Origin of the sequence: Pseudomonas palleroniana, from assembly GCF_022836895.1 — a bacterium.
Lineage (GTDB): Bacteria > Pseudomonadota > Gammaproteobacteria > Pseudomonadales > Pseudomonadaceae > Aquipseudomonas > Aquipseudomonas palleroniana.
Genome location: NZ_CP092411.1, coordinates 2,281,811 through 2,298,795, shown reverse-complemented (window position 1 = coordinate 2,298,795; position 16,985 = coordinate 2,281,811). Strand labels below are relative to the sequence as shown.

The following is a 16,985-nucleotide window of genomic DNA, read 5'->3' as shown; positions in this document are numbered from 1 at the left end:
AGCGCCCCACCCCGAGAATCGCGCCGGCTAAGCCACGCGACGATGGGGGGCCTTGGCGCCCAACCGGCTGATCCACACCGCCCCCAGAATCACCAAGCCGCCCAGGGCCAGACGGCCCAGTGGTTCGTGCTGGTTCCAGATCAGCAGGTTGAGCAGCAGGCCCACCGGCACATGCAGGTTATTCACCACCGCCAGGGTGCCGCCATTGACCAGGCAGGCGCCCTTGTTCCACCAGTACATGCCCAATGCGGTGCTGACCAACCCGAGAAATAACAGCACACCCCACTGCAGTGGCGCTTCAGGCAGGAAGTTGGCCTTGCCGAACAGCAAGAACGCCGGCAGCACCACCAGCAGCGCACCCAGGTAGAAATAACCGAAGCGCCGATAATGCGGCTGATCACTCGGGTAGCGAGCCACCAGATGCTTGTACATCACCTGCCCGGCGGCATAGGTGAAATTGGCCAGTTGGAGCAGCAAAAAGCCCATGAAGAAATTCGGCGTGATCTGATCGAAGCGGATCACCGCTGCGCCGCCCACCGCCACCAATGCGGCAATCAGCGCCCAGGGGTTGAAGCGCCGGTTGAGGGCGTCTTCGATCAGGGTCACGTGCAACGGCGTGAGGATGGTGAACAGCAGCACCTCGGGCACCGTAAGCACGCGAAAGCTCAGGTACAGGCACACGTACGTGACGCCGAACTGCAATGCGCCGATGATCAGCATGCCGCGCATGAACGCGGGTGCCACCGAGCGCCAGCGGGTCAGCGGGATGAAGACCAGCCCGGCCAACAGCACGCGCACCAGCACGGCGAAGTAACTGTCGACGTGGCCGGCGAGGTATTCGCCGATCAAGCTGAAGGAAAATGCCTGAATCAGAGTGACAACCAGTAGATAACCCATGCGCGCCTCGTTTCGAATGGGCGGGACATTAAAGGTTTTCGGCGCGGCACGAAACTCGACGCAAAAAAAAGCCCGACCTCGCTATAGCGGCAGTCGGGCAGGAGCACTCAGGAGCAAAAAGTGCAAAGGGAGGTTCGATACGCGTACTTGAAGGGTTGGCGTGGAGCTAGATAAACACCGCGCGATTATCTGACGATTAACGGATCAAGCAACTTGGGCCAGCAACGCCTTGGCGTGGTTGATGCCTTTTTCCTGGAAGTCACCGCTCAGGTTCACCCCTTCAGCGTGAATGAACGTCACGTCGTGAATCCCGATGAAGGCCATGACCTGGCGCAAATACGGTTCCTGGTGATCAGATGTCGCGCCGGTATGAATGCCGCCCCGCGCAGTGAGCACGATGGCACGTTTACCCGTCAGCAAGCCCTGGGGCCCGGTGGCGGTGTACTTGAAGGTCACACCGGCGCGCAACACGTGGTCCAGCCAGGCTTTGAGCGTACTGGGGATGGCGAAGTTGTACATCGGCGCAGCCATCACCAGCACATCGGCGGCGAGCAATTCGTCGGTCAATTCGTTGGAGCGGTCCAGGGACGCCTGTTCAATGGCGCTGCGTTGCTCGACCGGTTTCATCCAGCCGCCCAGCAGATTGGCGTCCAGGTGCGGAACCGGGTTGAGCGCCACGTCTCGCACGCTGATCTGATCCGCCGGATGCGCGGCTTGCCATTGGCTGATGAATTGCTGAGTCAGTTGGCGGGAAATCGAATCCTGCTGGCGGGCACTGCTTTCGATGATCAGAACATTGGACATGGCTATGTAGGCTCCATCTGTACTTGCTGTAAGTCGATGGAGAAAAGATTAAACAACGCCCATTCGATAAAAAAGCGCAAAAAACTGCTATAACCCATCTAGAAATTTGTTAATAAGCGGAGTATTGCTAAGCGCAGGCTCCGCTGTCGCCTCATTTGGGAGCGCAGGCCAGGGCGATACGCATTTTGATAATGGCGCGGTTGAACTTGACCGTCGTGTTGGTGCTTTTACCCGCCAGCACCGTAACCGTACGACGACGTGGAGATTCCGGGCCGTTGGTAAAGGTTACCGAACAGACGGCGTCATTCGTGCCGTAGTTATTCAACTGGATCGAACTGATGTCGCCGTCCACATCGGACGCGGTGTAATCCACGCTCACACCGTCGATCTTCTTAGTCACGTCGATCGGGTAGGCAAACGCGCTCATCGGCAACAGCGCCAGCCACACACAACAGAATTTTCTCATTCGGCAGTCTCCATAAAGGCTGCCAGCTTAGGACAAGAGGAGCTCATCTTGAAAGCGCCCCGCGTTACCCTCGATCAATGGCGCACGCTGCAAGCCGTGGTCGACCATGGCGGCTTCGCCCAGGCGGCTGAAGCGCTGCACCGTTCGCAGTCCTCGGTGAGCTACACCGTGGCGCGTATGCAAGATCAACTCGGGGTGCCATTGCTGCGCATCGACGGGCGCAAGGCAGTGCTCACCGACGCCGGTGAGGTGCTGTTGCGCCGCTCGCGGCAACTGGTGAAAAACGCCAGCCAGCTGGAAGACCTCGCCCACCATATGGAACAAGGCTGGGAAGCGGAAGTGCGCTTGGTGGTCGATGCGGCTTACCCCAATGCGCGTCTGGTGCGCGCCCTCTCCGCCTTTATGCCGCAAAGCCGCGGCTGCCGCGTGCGCCTGCGCGAGGAGGTGCTGTCGGGTGTTGAAGAACTGCTGATTGAAGGCGTGGCCGACCTGGCGATTTGCGGCTTCAGCATCCCCGGTTACCTGGGCACGGAAATGAGCGATGTGGAGTTTGTAGCCGTGGCCCATCCCGAGCACACGCTGCACCGCATGAACCGCGAACTGAGCTTCCAGGACCTGGAAAGCCAGATGCAGGTGGTGATCCGCGATTCCGGACGGCAGCAGCCGCGGGATGTCGGCTGGCTCGGTGCCGAACAGCGCTGGACCGTCGGCAGCCTGTCCACTGCCGCCACGTTCGTCAGCAGCGGCCTGGGCTTCGCCTGGCTGCCCCGACATCTGATCGAACGTGAACTCAGGGACGGCCTGCTCAAGCAGCTACCCTTGGAAAAAGGCGGCAGCCGCAACCCCACGTTCTACCTTTACTCAAACAAGGACAAACCCCTGGGGCCGGCCACGCAGATCCTCGTGGAACTGCTGCGCACCTTTGACACCGCCCCTCTGGATGCGCCTTTCGCCGCCCCACGACAAGCCTGAAACGGAGTTTATGCATGCCCTGGTTCGACCACGAAGGCTGCAGCCTGCACTACGAGGAATATGGTCACGGCGCACCGCTGATCCTGATCCACGGCCTGGGCTCCAGCAGCCAGGACTGGGAATTGCAGGTCCCGGTGCTGGCCAGGCATTACCGCCTGATCGTGGTGGATGTACGCGGTCACGGGCGTTCCGACAAACCCCGTGGGCGCTATAGCATCGCAGGCTTCACCTTCGACCTGATCGCCCTGATCGAACACCTGGACCTGCCACCCGCTCATGTGGTCGGCTTGTCCATGGGCGGTATGATTGCCTTCCAGCTGGCAGTGGACGAACCCGGCCGGGTCAGGAGCCTGTGCATCGTCAACAGCGCACCCGAGGTCAAGGTGCGCAGTGTCGATGATTATTGGCAATGGGCCAAGCGCTGGAGCCTGGCGCGCCTGCTCAGCCTCGCGACCATCGGCAAGGCGCTCGGCGACCGGCTGTTCCCCAAACCGCACCAGGCCGACCTGCGCCGCAAGATGGCCGAGCGCTGGGCAAAAAATGACAAACGTGCTTATCTCGCCAGCTTCGACGCGATTGTGGGCTGGGGCGTACAGGAACAACTTTCCAGGATTACCTGTCCAACCCTGGTCATCAGCGCCGACCACGACTACACCCCCGTGGCGCATAAAGAAAACTATGTAAAACTGCTGCCCGATGCGCGTCTGGTGGTGATCGAGGATTCCCGCCATGCCACGCCGTTGGACCAACCCGAAGTCTTTAACGCGACCTTGCTCGATTTTCTGAAGACTGTCGAAACCACTACCCAGGATCACTGACCCATGTTGAAAAAAATCGCCTTCTTTACCGGCTCCGTTCTGTTCGCAGCCAACCTGATGGCCGCCGAACCCGCCAAGGCGCCTCACGTGCTGATCGATACCACCAACGGCCAGATCGAGATCGAACTGGACCCGGTCAAGGCGCCGATCAGCACCAAGAATTTCCTGGCCTACGTCGATAAAGGTTTCTACACCAACACGATTTTCCACCGTGTGATCCCGGGCTTCATGGTCCAGGGCGGCGGGTTCACCGCGCAGATGTCGCAGAAGCCCACCGACGCACCGATCAAGAACGAAGCCAGCAATGGCCTGCATAACGTACGCGGCACCTTGTCCATGGCGCGTACCAATGCCCCGAACTCGGCCACCAGCCAATTCTTCATCAACGTGGCCGACAACGCCTTCCTCGACCCGGGTCGTGATGCCGGTTATGCCGTGTTCGCCAAAGTCGTCAAGGGCATGGAAGTCGTCGACATCATCGTCAACTCCCAGACCACCACCAAGCAAGGCATGCAGAACGTGCCAATCGATCCTGTCGTGATCAAGTCGGCCAAGCGCATCGACTGAGGCCGGCAGGCCGCTTCGCGCGCGGCCCCCAAGGCCGCGCGTACCTTTGAAAGGAGAGCCCGCACGGCGGGCGTCAAACTTAATGCTCTATCGTCGCTTTGAACAACTGATCGATATCTTCCGCGACGCACCCAGCGCGGCCCCTCCCGATAAAGTCCTTCCCTTCTACCTCTACTACCTGCGCCAGGTGTGGCCGCATTTCGTCGCCTTGCTGGTGGTGGGCCTGATCGGTGCGCTGATTGAAGTCGCGCTGTTCAGCTACCTGAGCCGCATCATCGACCTGGCCCAAGGCACGCCACCTGCCAACTTCTTCCAGATGCACAGCGCCGAGCTGATCTGGATGGCCGTGGTCGCGCTGCTGCTGCGCCCGATTTTCGGCGCCTTGCATGACCTGCTGGTACACCAGACCATCAGCCCGGGCATGACCAGCCTGATCCGCTGGCAGAACCACAGCTACGTGCTCAAGCAGAGCTTGAACTTCTTCCAGAACGACTTCGCGGGGCGCATCGCCCAGCGCATCATGCAAACCGGCAACTCCCTGCGCGACTCCGCCGTGGCGGCGGTGGATGCGATCTGGCACGTAGCGATCTACGCCATCAGCTCCCTGGTGCTGTTTGCCGAGGCTGATTGGCGCCTGATGATTCCGCTTGTGACCTGGATCGTCTGCTACAGCCTGGCGCTGCGCTATTTCGTGCCGCGGGTGAAGGAACGTTCGGTGATTTCCTCCGAGGCGCGCTCCAAACTGATGGGCCGTATCGTCGACGGCTACACCAACATCACCACCTTGAAGCTGTTTGCGCACACCCATTTCGAACAGGAATACGCCAAGGAAGCGATCATCGAGCAGACCGAAAAGACCCAGCTGGCCAGCCGCGTGGTGACCAGCATGGACGTGGTGATCACCACCATGAACGGCCTGTTGATCGTCACCACCACCGGCCTGGCCCTGTGGTTGTGGACCCAGTCGCTGATTTCCGTGGGCGCAATTGCGTTGGCGACCGGCCTGGTGATTCGCATCGTCAACATGTCCGGCTGGATCATGTGGGTGGTCAACGGCATTTTCGAAAACATCGGCATGGTGCAGGACGGCCTGAAAACCATCGCCCAACCGCTGGCGGTGACCGACCGCGACAACGCTCCACGCCTGAGCGTGCCCCGCGGTGAAGTGCGCTTTGAGCAGGTGGATTTTCACTACGGTAAAAAGAGCGGGATCATTGGCGGCCTGGACCTGAACATCCAGGCCGGGGAAAAAATCGGCTTGATCGGCCCCTCGGGCGCCGGCAAGTCGACCCTGGTCAACTTGCTGCTGCGCCTTTATGACCTGCAAGGCGGGCGCATCCTGATCGATGGCCAGAACATAGCCGAGGTGGCCCAGGAAACCCTGCGCGAACAGATCGGCATGATCACCCAGGACACCTCGCTGCTGCACCGCTCGATCCGCGACAACCTGCTGTATGGCAAGCCGGATGCTACCGATGAAGAGCTCTGGGCCGCCGTGCACAAGGCCCGCGCCGATGAGTTCATCCCATTGCTGTCGGATGCCGAAGGCCGCACCGGGCTGGACGCGCATGTGGGGGAACGCGGCGTGAAGCTGTCCGGCGGGCAGCGTCAACGCATTGCGATTGCCCGCGTGCTGCTTAAAGACGCGCCGATTCTGATCATGGATGAAGCGACTTCGGCACTGGACTCGGAAGTCGAGGCGGCGATTCAGGAAAGCCTGGAAACCCTGATGCAGGGCAAGACGGTGATTGCGATTGCGCACCGGCTGTCGACTATTGCGCGAATGGACAGGTTGGTGGTGCTGGAGAAAGGCCGGATTGCCGAAAGTGGCAGCCATGCCCAATTGCTGGCCCATGGCGGATTGTATGCACGTTTGTGGCAGCACCAGACAGGGGGTTTTGTAGGCATCGACTGACCCCGACGGGTCATGGCTGCGCCACCAAATCCGAACAATTCTGACAGTTTTCTCTATCGAACGGGTGATGGGCCACAATCCTGCTGTACTACAAGCAGGAACCAGGATGGCCCTGACGTAACACTGCAAGGAAGCATCACCTACCCGTTAACTAGATAGAGCAATCTACTAAGGAAGTGTTCATGTCTACTTTGTTGAAACGTTCCGTTACGGAAGGATTGGGCACGTTTTGGCTGGTACTGGGTGGCTGCGGGAGTGCGGTGTTGGCCGCAGCGTTCCCCAACGTCGGGATCGGTCTGCTCGGTGTGGCCCTGGCATTCGGGCTCACGGTGCTGACCATGGCCTTTGCTATCGGTCATATCAGCGGTTGTCACCTCAACCCGGCAGTATCGGTGGGGATGGTCGTGGGCGGAAGGTTTCCGGCCAGGGAATTACCGGCGTACATCGTGGCCCAAGTCATCGGCGGCATCGTCGCCGCGGCACTGCTGTACTTCATTGCCAGTGGCAAACCGGGTTTTGAACTGGCCGGCGGCCTGGCTTCCAATGGTTATGGCGAGCACTCACCCGGTGGATACTCGATGGCGGCAGGCTTTGTCACCGAACTGGTGATGACGGCGATGTTTGTGCTGATCATCCTCGGCGCCACCGACCGCCGTGCCCCTGCGGGCCTGGCCCCCATAGCCATTGGCCTGGCCTTGACCCTGATCCACCTGATCTCGATCCCCGTCACCAACACCTCGGTCAACCCGGCCCGCAGTACCGGCCCGGCATTGATTGTCGGCGGGTGGGCGATCCAGCAGCTGTGGATGTTCTGGCTCGCGCCGATCCTCGGCGCAATCGTCGGCGGTGTGGTTTATCGCTGGCTGGGCAAAGAAGAGACGGCCTGAAGCAAAGGAGTTCAGCCCTGCCGATAAGGCAGGGCTGCCGTGAATCACATCATCCTTGGTGGGCCTGCATGTACTGACGCAAGAGCTGATTGATTCGCGTCTGATACCCGGTACCCTGGCCTTTAAACCACTCCAGTACATCAGCATCAAGTCGAATCGTGACCGTCTGTTTCACCGGGACACGCAATTCGGCACGCCGGAAAAAGTCGGCGTCGAGCTCCGGAATATCGCTGGTGTCAATTTCGTCATCATTCATCTTGGCCAAGCGCTCCCAATCAGTTTTCGATGTTTGCGTCATAATATTTGGCCTCCTTCTTGGTTGCTTTTCGGGCGGAGATGATACGGATCACATCACCACACCGTTCGGTGTATACGACTACACCCATTAACAATTTGATCCAGCCAATACTGACCCAACGCTCCTCACCATAATCCGCTCGATCATCGCGCAAGGCCAGCATTGGATGACTGAAGATATCCGGAACGTCATTAAAATCGATGCCGTGCTTCAATATATTGGCTTTATTCTTGGATTCATCCCACTCAAAAAGCATGGCACGCCCTGTATTTACTTTTGTACATACAGAATAGCGACGTACCAGCGTCTTGGAAGTATTGCCTGACCGATGGTTCAGCCCTGCCGATAAGGCAAAGCTGCCCTCGCCTCTTCGGCATACGCCAGCACTCCCACCCGCTCACGCGCCAGGAAATCCTCCACGGCGTGCTTCAAACCCGGATGGCGCAGGTAGTGCCATGAACGGGTTATCACCGGTTCGAACCCGCGTATCAACTTGTGCTCGCCCTGGGCACCGGCGTCGAAACGCTGCAAGCCGTTGGCGATCGCGTAGTCCATGCCCTGGTAGAAACATGTCTCGAAATGCAGACGATCGAACTCCGCCAGGCAACCCCAATAGCGACCATAGAAGCTATCGCCACCGATCAAGCTGAAAGCCATGGCCACCGGACGCGCCCCTTGCCTGGCCAACACCACGCGGATCGCCTCGGGCATGCGCTCGGCCAGCAGGCTGAAAAAGGCGCGGGTCAAATAGGGGGATTGGCGGCGCACGGCGTAGGTATTGGCGTAGCAGGCGTAGACAAAGTCCCATTGGGCCTCGCTCAGTTCATGGCCTTGCAGCCATTCGAAATCGATCCCCTGCCCCGCCACTTGCTCACGCTCTTTTCGCATCTGTTTGCGCTTGCGCGAACTGAGGGCATCGAGGAAGTCCTGAAAGTCGCGATAACCCCGGTTCTGCCAATGGAACTGACAGCCCAGGCGCTGCAACCAGCCCTCTTGCCGGGCCAGTGCGCTGTCGGCCAGTGGGTCGGTGAAGTTGATGTGCGCACTGGAAAGCCCTTCAACTTCGAGGTAGCCCGGCAGGCTTTTGAGCAATTCAAAACCGTCCTCGGCATTCGCTGCCAACAACCTTGGCCCGCTCACCGGGCTGAACGGCACCGCCGTCAACAGCTTGGGGTAATAGTCGATACCGGCGCGCTCACAGGCGTCCGCCCAGCCATGATCGAACACGTACTCGCCGTAGGAGTGCCACTTGCGGTAACTGGGCAAGGCCGCCATCAATCGATCACCGTCCCAATGCAGCAAGTGCTCAGGCTGCCAACCCGACTGCGCGCCCAGGCTGGCGCTGTCCTCCAACGCACTTAGAAATGCATGCCGCACAAAGGGCTGAGCATGCGGCACCAAGGCGTCCCAGGCACTTGGGGCAATTTCGGACAAGCTGTCCAGACGTTGCAGCGGCATCGGCGTCCTCACGGGTGTTGGGCGTAAAAGCCTGGCGAGTATCGCCTATCACAGCGCCGGGCACACCTCGAACCGCAAGGACAAACCTCGAAACAATTAGTCCCATTCTTAAATAATTTGTCATGCAGATGAAATCACTTCGCCACTACCCCGTCATAAACGATCGCAATACTGACGCCTGTTTTTTAGAGCGCCTGGTTCTATAAGGCGGCTATTTTCCGTCCGTCATCGGTCGGTTGTGTCCTGGATGGTTTGCCATCCCTCCTCACTTTCGGAGATTGATATGCGTCTTGCTTCCACTAAAACTGCGGCGGTCCTGTGCGGCTGCCTGCTGATGGCCCTGAGCATTCCAGCCAGCGCTGCAGTCGACGCTAAATTGCTCGACATGCTCAAGGCCAACGGCCAGATCACTGCAGCGCAGTACACTGAACTGCAAGCGGAATTGGCCAAAGACCAGAAAGAAAAGCAGATCGCACAGCAAGCTCAACAAGAGACCAACGAGCAGATCGCGGCCACCGCGAAAAAAACCAACGACCTCAGCGTTTTCGACCAGAAGCTGGCCTGGGCCGCGCGCACCCAACTCAAGGGTGACGTGCGTTTCCGTCAGGAAACCGTGAAGATCCAAGGCGAATCCAACAACGGCGGCCGTGACAAAGACCGCCAACGTATTCGCGCACGCCTGGGCGCCTACACCGAAATCAACTCGCAAGTGGACACCGGCATCCGAATCGCCACCGGCAGCAACGACGATGCCCGCTCCACCAACCAGGACCAGGACAACTACTTCGACAAGAAGTCGATCTGGCTGGACCTCGGCTACATCGACTACCACCCGGACCAGATCAAGAACTTGCACGTGATCGGCGGCAAGATGCTCCAACCCTGGGTGAACATGGGCGACGTGATCTGGGATAGCGACATCAACCCGGAAGGTCTGGCCCTGACCTACAAGTACCCACTGGGTAGCAGCGCCGAACTGTTCGGCAGCATCGGCAACTACAACCTCAAGGACAACGTTGACGGCGACGGCGTGCAGTTCCGCCACGACCTGCGCCTGACATCCGGCCAGCTGGGCACGCGCTTCTCAGTCACGGACAACCTGAAAATGACCCTGGGCGGCAGCGTTTACGCCTACCAGAACGATAAAGACAGCCGCTGCACCACAACCACCACGCCTTGCGCACTGGCGGTCAACGGCAACTCGCCCGACAACCAGTTCCGCCTGTACGAAGGCTTTGCCCAAGCCGATATCGGCGGCCTGGCCGTGCCTCTGGCGTTTTATGGTCAGTACGTGAAAAACAACGATGCCGTGACCGATCAGGACACCGCCTGGTTGCTGGGTGCCAAATCCAAAGTGTTCGGTTTCAACCTGGACTACAACTACCGCGATACCCAACGTGACGCGGTCGTTGGCGCTTTCACCGACTCGGACTTCGCCAACGGCACCACCGGTTCACGCGGTCACAAGTTCAAGGTCAGCTACGACATCGACAAGAACTTCGCCCTCGGCGCTACGTATTTCCTGACCAAGGCCGACTACGCCAGCCGCACCCAGCGTGATGCCAACACCAACACCCTGCAGTTGGATGCTGAAGCCAAGTTCTAAATGTGTGTGTAACAAGCCTTGGGCCAGGACGGCCCGAGGTGGTTTCAACAGCCTTGCGTGGGTGGGTCGCCCCTCATCCGTTCGACTCCCTACGCAAGCCTGTCTTTACCCGCCTTTAATGATCTGGCGCCGCTCGGCAGCCAGTCGCTCAGCCAACGCATCGGCATCCTTGACCGGGGCTTGCGGCATGATCTTCAACGTCGCCTGCAACAAGCGCATCTGACGGATAAATCGCCGGCAGTTGGGGCAGAACATCAGGTGATGACGCACCAGCAAACGCTCGCGAAAGGTCAATTGCCCATCGAGGTAGTCACTGGACCGCGCCACTTGTTCTTTACACGTCAACATTCGCCCGTTTCCTCAAAATGCTCCACCGTGGCGAAGACTTTAAGCCGCGCTCGATGCAACAGCACACGGACATTGGAGAGCGAGAGCGTCAGAAGATTACAGATTTCTTCCAATTCCAGGCCCTGGCGTTCACGCAGCACCAGCACGCTACTTTGTAACTCCGACAGACTCAGAATCGTATGCTCCAGGCATTCACGCAGCTCGTCCTCGGTCAGCAAGGCTTCCGGGGTGTCCTGGTGCCAGGCGTAGGGGGCGACAGCCCAATGGCCGTCGTCGGGTACGAAGCGATCATCACCGATGGTGCCGTGGGGCGAAGGCAAATCGTCGAGCAAGACTTCACGACGGTTCTGTTTGTAGCGGCCTTTGGCGGCGTTGGCGGTGATGGTCAGCAACCAGGTCTTGAGGCTGGAGCGCCCTTCGAACTTGGCCAGGTTGCGCACCACCGACAACCAGGCGTCCTGCACCACCTCGTCGGCGTGGCGCTGGCCGACGATGGCATAGGCCACCGCCCGCATCGCGCTCTGGTAGGTGGTGACCATGTCCTTGTAGGCCCGCTGCTCGCCCTTGAGCAGTCGTTCAAGCAGGTGCGCGTCGTCCGCTGCCGCCATTCAAGACCTCGATGTTTATCGCTTGCGCAGGATCACGCTGCCGATGGAATACCCAGCGCCAAACGAGCTGAGCACCGCCACGGAGCCCTTGGGCAGGTCGTCCTGGTAAGTATGGAACGCAATCACCGAACCCGCCGAACTGGTGTTGGCGTAGGTATCGAGAATGACCGGGGCCTCTTCCACCGTGGCTTCGCGGCCCAACAGTTTCTTCACGATCAGGTGGTTCATGCTCAGGTTGGCCTGATGCAGCCAGAAGCGCTTCACGTCGGTGACATTCAACTGGTTCTGCGCCAGGTGGGTGCTGATCAATTCGGCAACCATCGGGCAGACATCGCGGAACACCTTGCGACCTTCCTGCACGAAAAGCTTGTCGGGCGCGCCGATGCCCTCTTCCGCCGCGCGGTTGAGAAAGCCGAAGTTGTTGCGAATATTATTGGAGAACTGGGTCAACAGCTTGGTGCTCACCACCTCGAACTGATGCTCGGAGGTCGCAAGGTCAGCGCGCTCAAGCACGACGGCAGTGGCCGCATCACCAAAAATGAAGTGGCTGTCACGGTCACGGAAGTTCAGGTGGCCGGTGCACACTTCCGGGTTGACCATCAGGATCGCCCGCGCCTGGCCCAACTGAATGCTGTTGGCGGCGTTCTGGATGCCGAAGGTGGCCGAGGAACACGCCACGTTCATGTCGAAACCGAAACCTTCGATGCCCAGTGCGCTCTGGACTTCGATGGCGATGGCCGGGTAGGCACGCTGCAGATTGGAACAGGCAACGATCACACCGTCGATGTCGGCGGCAGTCTTGCCTGCGCGCTTGAGGGCCTGTTCGGCGGCGCCGACCGCCATCTGGCAGAGCACCGACCACTCGTCATTGGAGCGCTCGGGCAAGCGCGGGGCCATGCGCTGCGGATCAAGGATGCCCTCCTTGTCCATCACGAAGCGGCTCTTGATGCCTGACGCCTTTTCAATGAACGCCGCGCTGGACTCGGTCAACGCCTGCACTTCACCGCGCTCGATAGCAGCGGCATTGTCGCTGTTGAACTGTTGCACGTAGGCATTGAAAGACTGCACCAGCTCTTCGTTGGAGATGCTGTTGGCCGGGGTGTACAGGCCAGTGCCGCTGATGACGACGTTATGCACGGTCGTTCCTCTAAATCTGTCAGGCAGAAGATATTGGTACCGTCGTACCAAACTGTAAGTAGTCCGATTCCGCGCGGCGGACATCAGACTGGCAACGCTTTATTCCATCGCGCCGCAGCTCTGTGCGACGATCCCGGCATTTATAGCGGCGAAGTTTGCCACAAATGCCGGGATTTGGCGCCACGTCCCAGACAAGCACCGTTTTAATGTGCAAGTGAGCCAGCCCGACCCACGTCAGAATCAGGGCTCCACCTGGCTCCACTGCTTGCTCAGGCGCTTGTCGGAAATTGGCACTTTAGTGCCCAACTGCTGGGCAAACAACGACACCCTGTACTCTTCCAACCACCAACGATAAAGCTCCAGTTGCGGGTCGCGCTTACCTTCCTGGGCGTGTTTTTTCAGGCGGTTTTCGTACTGGGTCCACAAGCCTGCCAACTCGCCGCTCCACACCCGGTCCTTTTGCACCTGGCTCGGCAATTTCTCCAGGCGCAACTCGATGGCCTTGAGAAAACGCGGCAATTCCTTGAACCACTGCGCCGGGGTTTCCCGGACAAAACCGGGATACACCAATTGGCTCAGTTGCTGCTTGATATCGTTCAACGCCACGGCCTGGGCCAGGTCGATCTTGCCTTTGAAGCGTTTCTGCAAACCGTGCCAGAGCTTGAGCACTTCCAGGGTCAGGCGCGCCAGGCGTTCGGCGTGTTCGGTCCAATGGCCGCGCTTGCGTTCGGCCAAGGCGGCCAAGCCCGCCCCATCACGGGGCAGGCTGGCTTCACCTTCCAGCACGCAGGTATCGAGGCTGGCCAGCAGAATGTCTTCCACCAACGCGTCAATGCGCCCCAATTCGCGGTACATCAAACCCAGCTCGGTCAGCCCGGGTAATTTTGCGCGCAGGAATTTTGCCGGTTCCGCCAATTGCTGCATCAGCAGGCGCTGCAAAGCACGGCGGTGCTGGAACTCGGCCTCGGCAGCGGTGGAGAAACGCCCTTCCTTGACGGTGCCATTGTCCTCCACCAGCGCCGGGTAGACGGTCATCGACAGGCCGGCGATGTTTTGCTGGGTTTTCTCGGCCACCGCCGCAAACACCTTGGCCTGCACCGGTTGCTGGCTTTTTGCAGTTTGCGGCACGGCCAAGGCGGCTTGGCTGGCTTGTGCAAAGCGGGCGGTCAACTCCGCCAGATCGCGGCCTTCACCCAGGAACTTGCCCTGGCCATCGACCACTTCGAGGTTCATCTTCAAGTGGTTTTCCACCTGCTGAGCCGCCTGCGCCCAAGCCTCATCGCTGACCCGTGCGCCGGTCATGCGCAGCAATTCGTGCCCCAGCGCCTGGGGCAATGAACCCTGGCCAAATTCGATGCGCTGCAGCGCCGCCTTGACGAAATCCGGCACCGGCACGAAGTTCTTGCGCAGTGCCTTGGGCAAATTACGCACCAGGGCAACGCATTTGGCTTCGATCAGCCCCGGCACCAGCCACTCCAGACGCTCCGGCGGCAGCGCCGGCAGCAGCGGTGCTGGCACGCGTAGGGTCACGCCGTCACGCGGATGGTTGGGCTCGAAGTGGTAACTCAACGTCAGGGCCAGGTCGCCCAGGTGCAGGGTATCCGGGTAATGCGCGGCGGTGACTTCACTGGCTTCGCGTGCCAGCACGTCTTCTTCGCGCATGATCAGCAGTTGCGGGTTTTTCTGGCTGTTGACCTTGTACCAGCTGTCGAAGGTCGCGGTCTGGTGGATCTCCGCCGGCAGGCGTGCGTCATAGAAGGCGTAGAGGGTTTCTTCATCGGCCAGGATATCGCGGCGGCGGGCCTTGGCTTCCAGTTCGTCGAGCTGCTCCAGCAACTGCTGGTTGGCCGCCAGGCACTTGGCACGGGACTGGATTTCCCCACGCACCAGGCCTTCGCGGATAAACAGCTCGCGCGACACCACGGGGTCGATCGGCCCGTAATGCACCGGCCGACGTCCGACCACGATCAACCCGAACAGGGTGATCTGCTCAAATGCCACCACCTGGCCACGCTTCTTCTCCCAATGCGGCTCAAAGTGGTTTTTCTTGATCAAATGCCCGGCCAGCGGCTCGATCCAGTCGGCGTCGATCTTCGCCACCATGCGTGCATACAGCTTGGTGGTTTCCACCAGTTCGGCGGTCATCAACCATTGCGGGCGCTTTTTGCCAATGCCCGAGGACGGGTGAATCCAGAAACGCCGCTGACGCGCACCGAGGTAGTCACCGTCTTCGGTCTTCTGGCCAATCTGGCTGAGCAGGCCGGACAGCACCGCCTTGTGCAGCTTCGGGTAGTCCGCCGGGGCCTGGTTGATGGCCAGCTGCATGTCGCGGCAGATCAGGCTCAACTGGCGATGGGAATCGCGCCATTCACGCAGGCGCAGGTAATTGAGGAAGTTCTTGCGACACCAGTTGCGCAGCGGGCTGGCGGTCAGCGCCTGGCGCTGCTCTTCAAAGCCGCGCCACAGATTGACCAACCCGGCGAAGTCGGAATCGGCATCCTTCCACTGTGCGTGCGCCTGGTCGGCCGCCTGTTGGCGCTCCGGTGGGCGTTCGCGCGGGTCCTGGATCGACATTGCGCTGGCGACGATCAGCACTTCCTGCAAGCTGCCAAGCTTGGCGGCTTCAAGCAGCATGCGCCCCATGCGTGGGTCCACCGGCAAACGCGCCAACTGGCGGCCCAACGGCGTGAGCTGGCTATTGCGGTCTACCGCCGAAAGCTCTTGCAGCAGATTGAAACCGTCGCTGATGGCTTTGCCGTCCGGCGGTTCGATAAACGGGAAGTCGGTGATCTCGCCCAGGCGCAGGTGCAGCATCTGCAGGATCACGGCGGCGAGGTTCGTGCGCAGGATTTCCGGGTCGGTAAATTCCGGACGCGCCATAAAGTCTTCTTCGCTGTACAAGCGTACGCAAATGCCCGGCTCGACCCGGCCGCAGCGGCCTTTACGCTGGTTGGCGCTGGCCTGGGAAACCGCTTCGATCGGCAGGCGCTGCACCTTGGCGCGGTAGCTGTAACGGCTGATGCGCGCAGTGCCGCTGTCGATCACATAACGAATGCCCGGCACCGTCAGCGAGGTTTCCGCAACGTTGGTCGCCAGCACCACGCGCCGCCCTGGGTGCGACTGGAAAATCCGCTGCTGCTCGGCCGGTGACAGGCGCGCATACAACGGCAGGATTTCGGTGTGCTTGAGCTGGGCCTTGCGCAGCATCTCGGCGGCATCGCGAATCTCGCGTTCACCCGGCAGGAACACCAGGACGTCGCCTGGGCTGCGCCGCTCGCTGCGTTCATAGGCGGCGATTTCATCGAGGGTGGCGAGGATCGCCTGGTCGACGGTCAAGTCGTCCTCGACGCGGTTGCCCTCCTCGTCCTGTTCCAGGGTCAGCGGGCGATACCAGGTTTCCACCGGGAAGGTACGGCCCGAAACCTCGACAATCGGCGCATCGTCGAAGTGCTTGGAAAAGCGCTCCAGGTCGATGGTCGCCGAGGTGATGATCACCTTGAGGTCGGGGCGGCGCGGCAGCAGGGTTTTCAGGTAGCCGAGCAGGAAGTCGATGTTCAGGCTGCGCTCGTGGGCTTCATCGACGATGATCGTGTCGTAGCGTTCGAGGTAGCGGTCGTTCTGGGTTTCCGCCAGCAGGATGCCGTCGGTCATCAGTTTGATCAGGGTGTTGGAATCGCTCTGGTCTTCAAAGCGCACCTGATAGCCGACCAATGCCCCCAATGGCGTGCCCAACTCTTCGGCGACGCGGGTGGCCACGCTGCGCGCGGCGATGCGACGCGGCTGGGTATGACCGATCAGGCCGAATTGGCCACGACCGATTTCCAGGCAGATCTTCGGTAGCTGGGTGGTTTTACCCGAGCCGGTTTCACCGGCAATGATCAGCACCTGATGCTTGTTCAGTGCAGCTTTGATCTCATCGCGCTTGGCGGCAATCGGCAGGCTGTCGTCGTAGCGAATCACCGGCAGGCTGGCCCGCCGCGCCGTGACCTGGGCACAGGACGCCTGCATCCGCGCCACCCACTGCGCCAGCTTTTCCTCGTCAGGCTTCTTGCGCAATTCAAGCAACTGCCGCCGCAAGCGGTGGCGGTCGGCGAGCATGGCGTGGTCGAGGGTCTTGAGCAGTTGATCGATCGTGGGTGCTTGGTCAGTCATCAGGTGCGTTTGGGTCATCTATTTATGCAGGGGGCGGATTGTCGCAGAAAAC

Annotated in this window: 16 protein-coding genes; 6 read left to right on the top strand and 10 right to left on the bottom strand. The window is 60.1% G+C overall.

Going from position 1 to position 16,985, the window contains the following annotated elements; all coding sequences use genetic code 11:
* Window positions 1-27: 27 nt before the first annotated feature.
* The 3 genes from MJP36_RS10550 to MJP36_RS10540 all read right to left on the bottom strand — a co-directional run bounded on the left by MJP36_RS10550 (window position 28) and on the right by MJP36_RS10540 (window position 2,167).
* Window positions 28-897 (bottom strand): carboxylate/amino acid/amine transporter, encoded by an 870-nt coding sequence (locus MJP36_RS10550; RefSeq protein ID WP_244385326.1) that lies wholly within the window; start codon window positions 895-897, stop codon window positions 28-30.
* Between the two features lie 204 nt (window positions 898-1,101).
* Entirely contained in the window at window positions 1,102-1,701 is a 600-nt protein-coding gene (locus MJP36_RS10545) for an FMN-dependent NADH-azoreductase (protein WP_060756127.1), read from the bottom strand.
* A gap of 151 nt (window positions 1,702-1,852) precedes the next feature.
* Window positions 1,853-2,167, bottom strand: coding sequence for a 3-phosphoglycerate kinase (locus MJP36_RS10540; RefSeq protein ID WP_244385325.1), 315 nt, complete (start codon window positions 2,165-2,167; stop codon window positions 1,853-1,855).
* Window positions 2,168-2,215: 48 nt separating this feature from the next.
* On the opposite strand from MJP36_RS10540, the gene MJP36_RS10535 reads away from it, so the two are divergent.
* The 5 genes from MJP36_RS10535 (at window position 2,216) to aqpZ (ending at window position 7,326) form a co-directional block, all read left to right on the top strand.
* Complete coding sequence (locus MJP36_RS10535; protein WP_060756129.1) at window positions 2,216-3,139, top strand: PA3225 family LysR-type transcriptional regulator; 924 nt, start codon at window positions 2,216-2,218, stop codon at window positions 3,137-3,139.
* A 14-nt stretch (window positions 3,140-3,153) separates the two neighbouring features.
* The gene (locus tag MJP36_RS10530) at window positions 3,154-3,957 is read left to right on the top strand and encodes an alpha/beta fold hydrolase (protein WP_244385324.1); all 804 of its coding nucleotides are present in this window, start codon (window positions 3,154-3,156) and stop codon (window positions 3,955-3,957) included.
* Window positions 3,958-3,960: 3 nt separating this feature from the next.
* Window positions 3,961-4,524, top strand: coding sequence for a peptidylprolyl isomerase (locus MJP36_RS10525; RefSeq protein WP_244385323.1), 564 nt, complete (start codon window positions 3,961-3,963; stop codon window positions 4,522-4,524).
* Between the two features lie 82 nt (window positions 4,525-4,606).
* Window positions 4,607-6,439 carry an ABC transporter ATP-binding protein gene (locus tag MJP36_RS10520; RefSeq protein ID WP_161549090.1) on the top strand — a complete coding sequence of 611 codons (1,833 nt, stop codon included), beginning with the start codon at window positions 4,607-4,609 and terminating at the stop codon, window positions 6,437-6,439.
* A 182-nt stretch (window positions 6,440-6,621) separates the two neighbouring features.
* Window positions 6,622-7,326: an aquaporin Z gene (aqpZ, locus tag MJP36_RS10515; protein WP_244385322.1), complete on the top strand. Its 705-nt coding sequence runs from the start codon at window positions 6,622-6,624 to the stop codon at window positions 7,324-7,326.
* A gap of 49 nt (window positions 7,327-7,375) precedes the next feature.
* Here the strand turns inward: aqpZ and MJP36_RS10510 are convergent, their stop codons facing one another.
* From MJP36_RS10510 to MJP36_RS10500, 3 genes are all read right to left on the bottom strand, one after another.
* Window positions 7,376-7,624: a BrnA antitoxin family protein gene (locus tag MJP36_RS10510; protein WP_060756134.1), complete on the bottom strand. Its 249-nt coding sequence runs from the start codon at window positions 7,622-7,624 to the stop codon at window positions 7,376-7,378.
* Window positions 7,602-7,880, bottom strand: coding sequence for a BrnT family toxin (locus MJP36_RS10505; RefSeq protein WP_104994474.1), 279 nt, complete (start codon window positions 7,878-7,880; stop codon window positions 7,602-7,604). The genes MJP36_RS10510 and MJP36_RS10505 overlap by 23 nt, the downstream gene beginning before the upstream one ends.
* 77 nt (window positions 7,881-7,957) lie before the next feature.
* A complete protein-coding gene (locus MJP36_RS10500) occupies window positions 7,958-9,082 on the bottom strand; it encodes a GNAT family N-acetyltransferase (protein WP_244385321.1) in 1,125 nt (374 codons plus the stop codon).
* Window positions 9,083-9,365: 283 nt separating this feature from the next.
* Here MJP36_RS10500 and MJP36_RS10495 point away from each other — a divergent pair, with 283 nt between their 5' ends.
* Complete coding sequence (locus MJP36_RS10495; protein ID WP_244385320.1) at window positions 9,366-10,688, top strand: putative porin; 1,323 nt, start codon at window positions 9,366-9,368, stop codon at window positions 10,686-10,688.
* Between the two features lie 105 nt (window positions 10,689-10,793).
* Here MJP36_RS10495 and MJP36_RS10490 read toward each other — a convergent pair whose 3' ends face one another.
* From MJP36_RS10490 to hrpA, 4 genes are all read right to left on the bottom strand, one after another.
* Window positions 10,794-11,036, bottom strand: coding sequence for an anti-sigma factor family protein (locus MJP36_RS10490; RefSeq protein ID WP_060756138.1), 243 nt, complete (start codon window positions 11,034-11,036; stop codon window positions 10,794-10,796).
* A complete protein-coding gene (locus MJP36_RS10485) occupies window positions 11,030-11,644 on the bottom strand; it encodes an RNA polymerase sigma factor (protein WP_060756139.1) in 615 nt (204 codons plus the stop codon). The genes MJP36_RS10490 and MJP36_RS10485 overlap by 7 nt, the downstream gene beginning before the upstream one ends.
* Window positions 11,645-11,659: 15 nt before the next feature.
* Window positions 11,660-12,781 carry a beta-ketoacyl-ACP synthase III gene (locus tag MJP36_RS10480; protein WP_060756140.1) on the bottom strand — a complete coding sequence of 374 codons (1,122 nt, stop codon included), beginning with the start codon at window positions 12,779-12,781 and terminating at the stop codon, window positions 11,660-11,662.
* 240 nt (window positions 12,782-13,021) lie between these two features.
* Window positions 13,022-16,933 carry an ATP-dependent RNA helicase HrpA gene (gene hrpA, locus MJP36_RS10475; RefSeq protein ID WP_244385319.1) on the bottom strand — a complete coding sequence of 1,304 codons (3,912 nt, stop codon included), beginning with the start codon at window positions 16,931-16,933 and terminating at the stop codon, window positions 13,022-13,024.
* Window positions 16,934-16,985 lie beyond the last annotated feature (52 nt).

Bases quoted from the DNA above. Each gene is read 5' to 3' on its own strand.
- hrpA (WP_244385319.1), bottom strand. From the start codon at position 16,933: ATGACTGACCAAGCACCCACGATCGATCAACTGCTCAAGACCCTCGAC.
- MJP36_RS10510 (WP_060756134.1), bottom strand. From the start codon at position 7,624: ATGACGCAAACATCGAAAACTGATTGGGAGCGCTTGGCCAAGATGAAT.
- aqpZ (WP_244385322.1), top strand. From the start codon at position 6,622: ATGTCTACTTTGTTGAAACGTTCCGTTACGGAAGGATTGGGCACGTTT.
- MJP36_RS10525 (WP_244385323.1), top strand. From the start codon at position 3,961: ATGTTGAAAAAAATCGCCTTCTTTACCGGCTCCGTTCTGTTCGCAGCC.
- MJP36_RS10500 (WP_244385321.1), bottom strand. From the start codon at position 9,082: ATGCCGCTGCAACGTCTGGACAGCTTGTCCGAAATTGCCCCAAGTGCC.
- MJP36_RS10550 (WP_244385326.1), bottom strand. From the start codon at position 897: ATGGGTTATCTACTGGTTGTCACTCTGATTCAGGCATTTTCCTTCAGC.
- MJP36_RS10530 (WP_244385324.1), top strand. From the start codon at position 3,154: ATGCCCTGGTTCGACCACGAAGGCTGCAGCCTGCACTACGAGGAATAT.
- MJP36_RS10505 (WP_104994474.1), bottom strand. From the start codon at position 7,880: ATGCTTTTTGAGTGGGATGAATCCAAGAATAAAGCCAATATATTGAAG.
- MJP36_RS10490 (WP_060756138.1), bottom strand. From the start codon at position 11,036: ATGTTGACGTGTAAAGAACAAGTGGCGCGGTCCAGTGACTACCTCGAT.
- MJP36_RS10520 (WP_161549090.1), top strand. From the start codon at position 4,607: ATGCTCTATCGTCGCTTTGAACAACTGATCGATATCTTCCGCGACGCA.
- MJP36_RS10545 (WP_060756127.1), bottom strand. From the start codon at position 1,701: ATGTCCAATGTTCTGATCATCGAAAGCAGTGCCCGCCAGCAGGATTCG.
- MJP36_RS10540 (WP_244385325.1), bottom strand. From the start codon at position 2,167: ATGAGAAAATTCTGTTGTGTGTGGCTGGCGCTGTTGCCGATGAGCGCG.
- MJP36_RS10485 (WP_060756139.1), bottom strand. From the start codon at position 11,644: ATGGCGGCAGCGGACGACGCGCACCTGCTTGAACGACTGCTCAAGGGC.
- MJP36_RS10495 (WP_244385320.1), top strand. From the start codon at position 9,366: ATGCGTCTTGCTTCCACTAAAACTGCGGCGGTCCTGTGCGGCTGCCTG.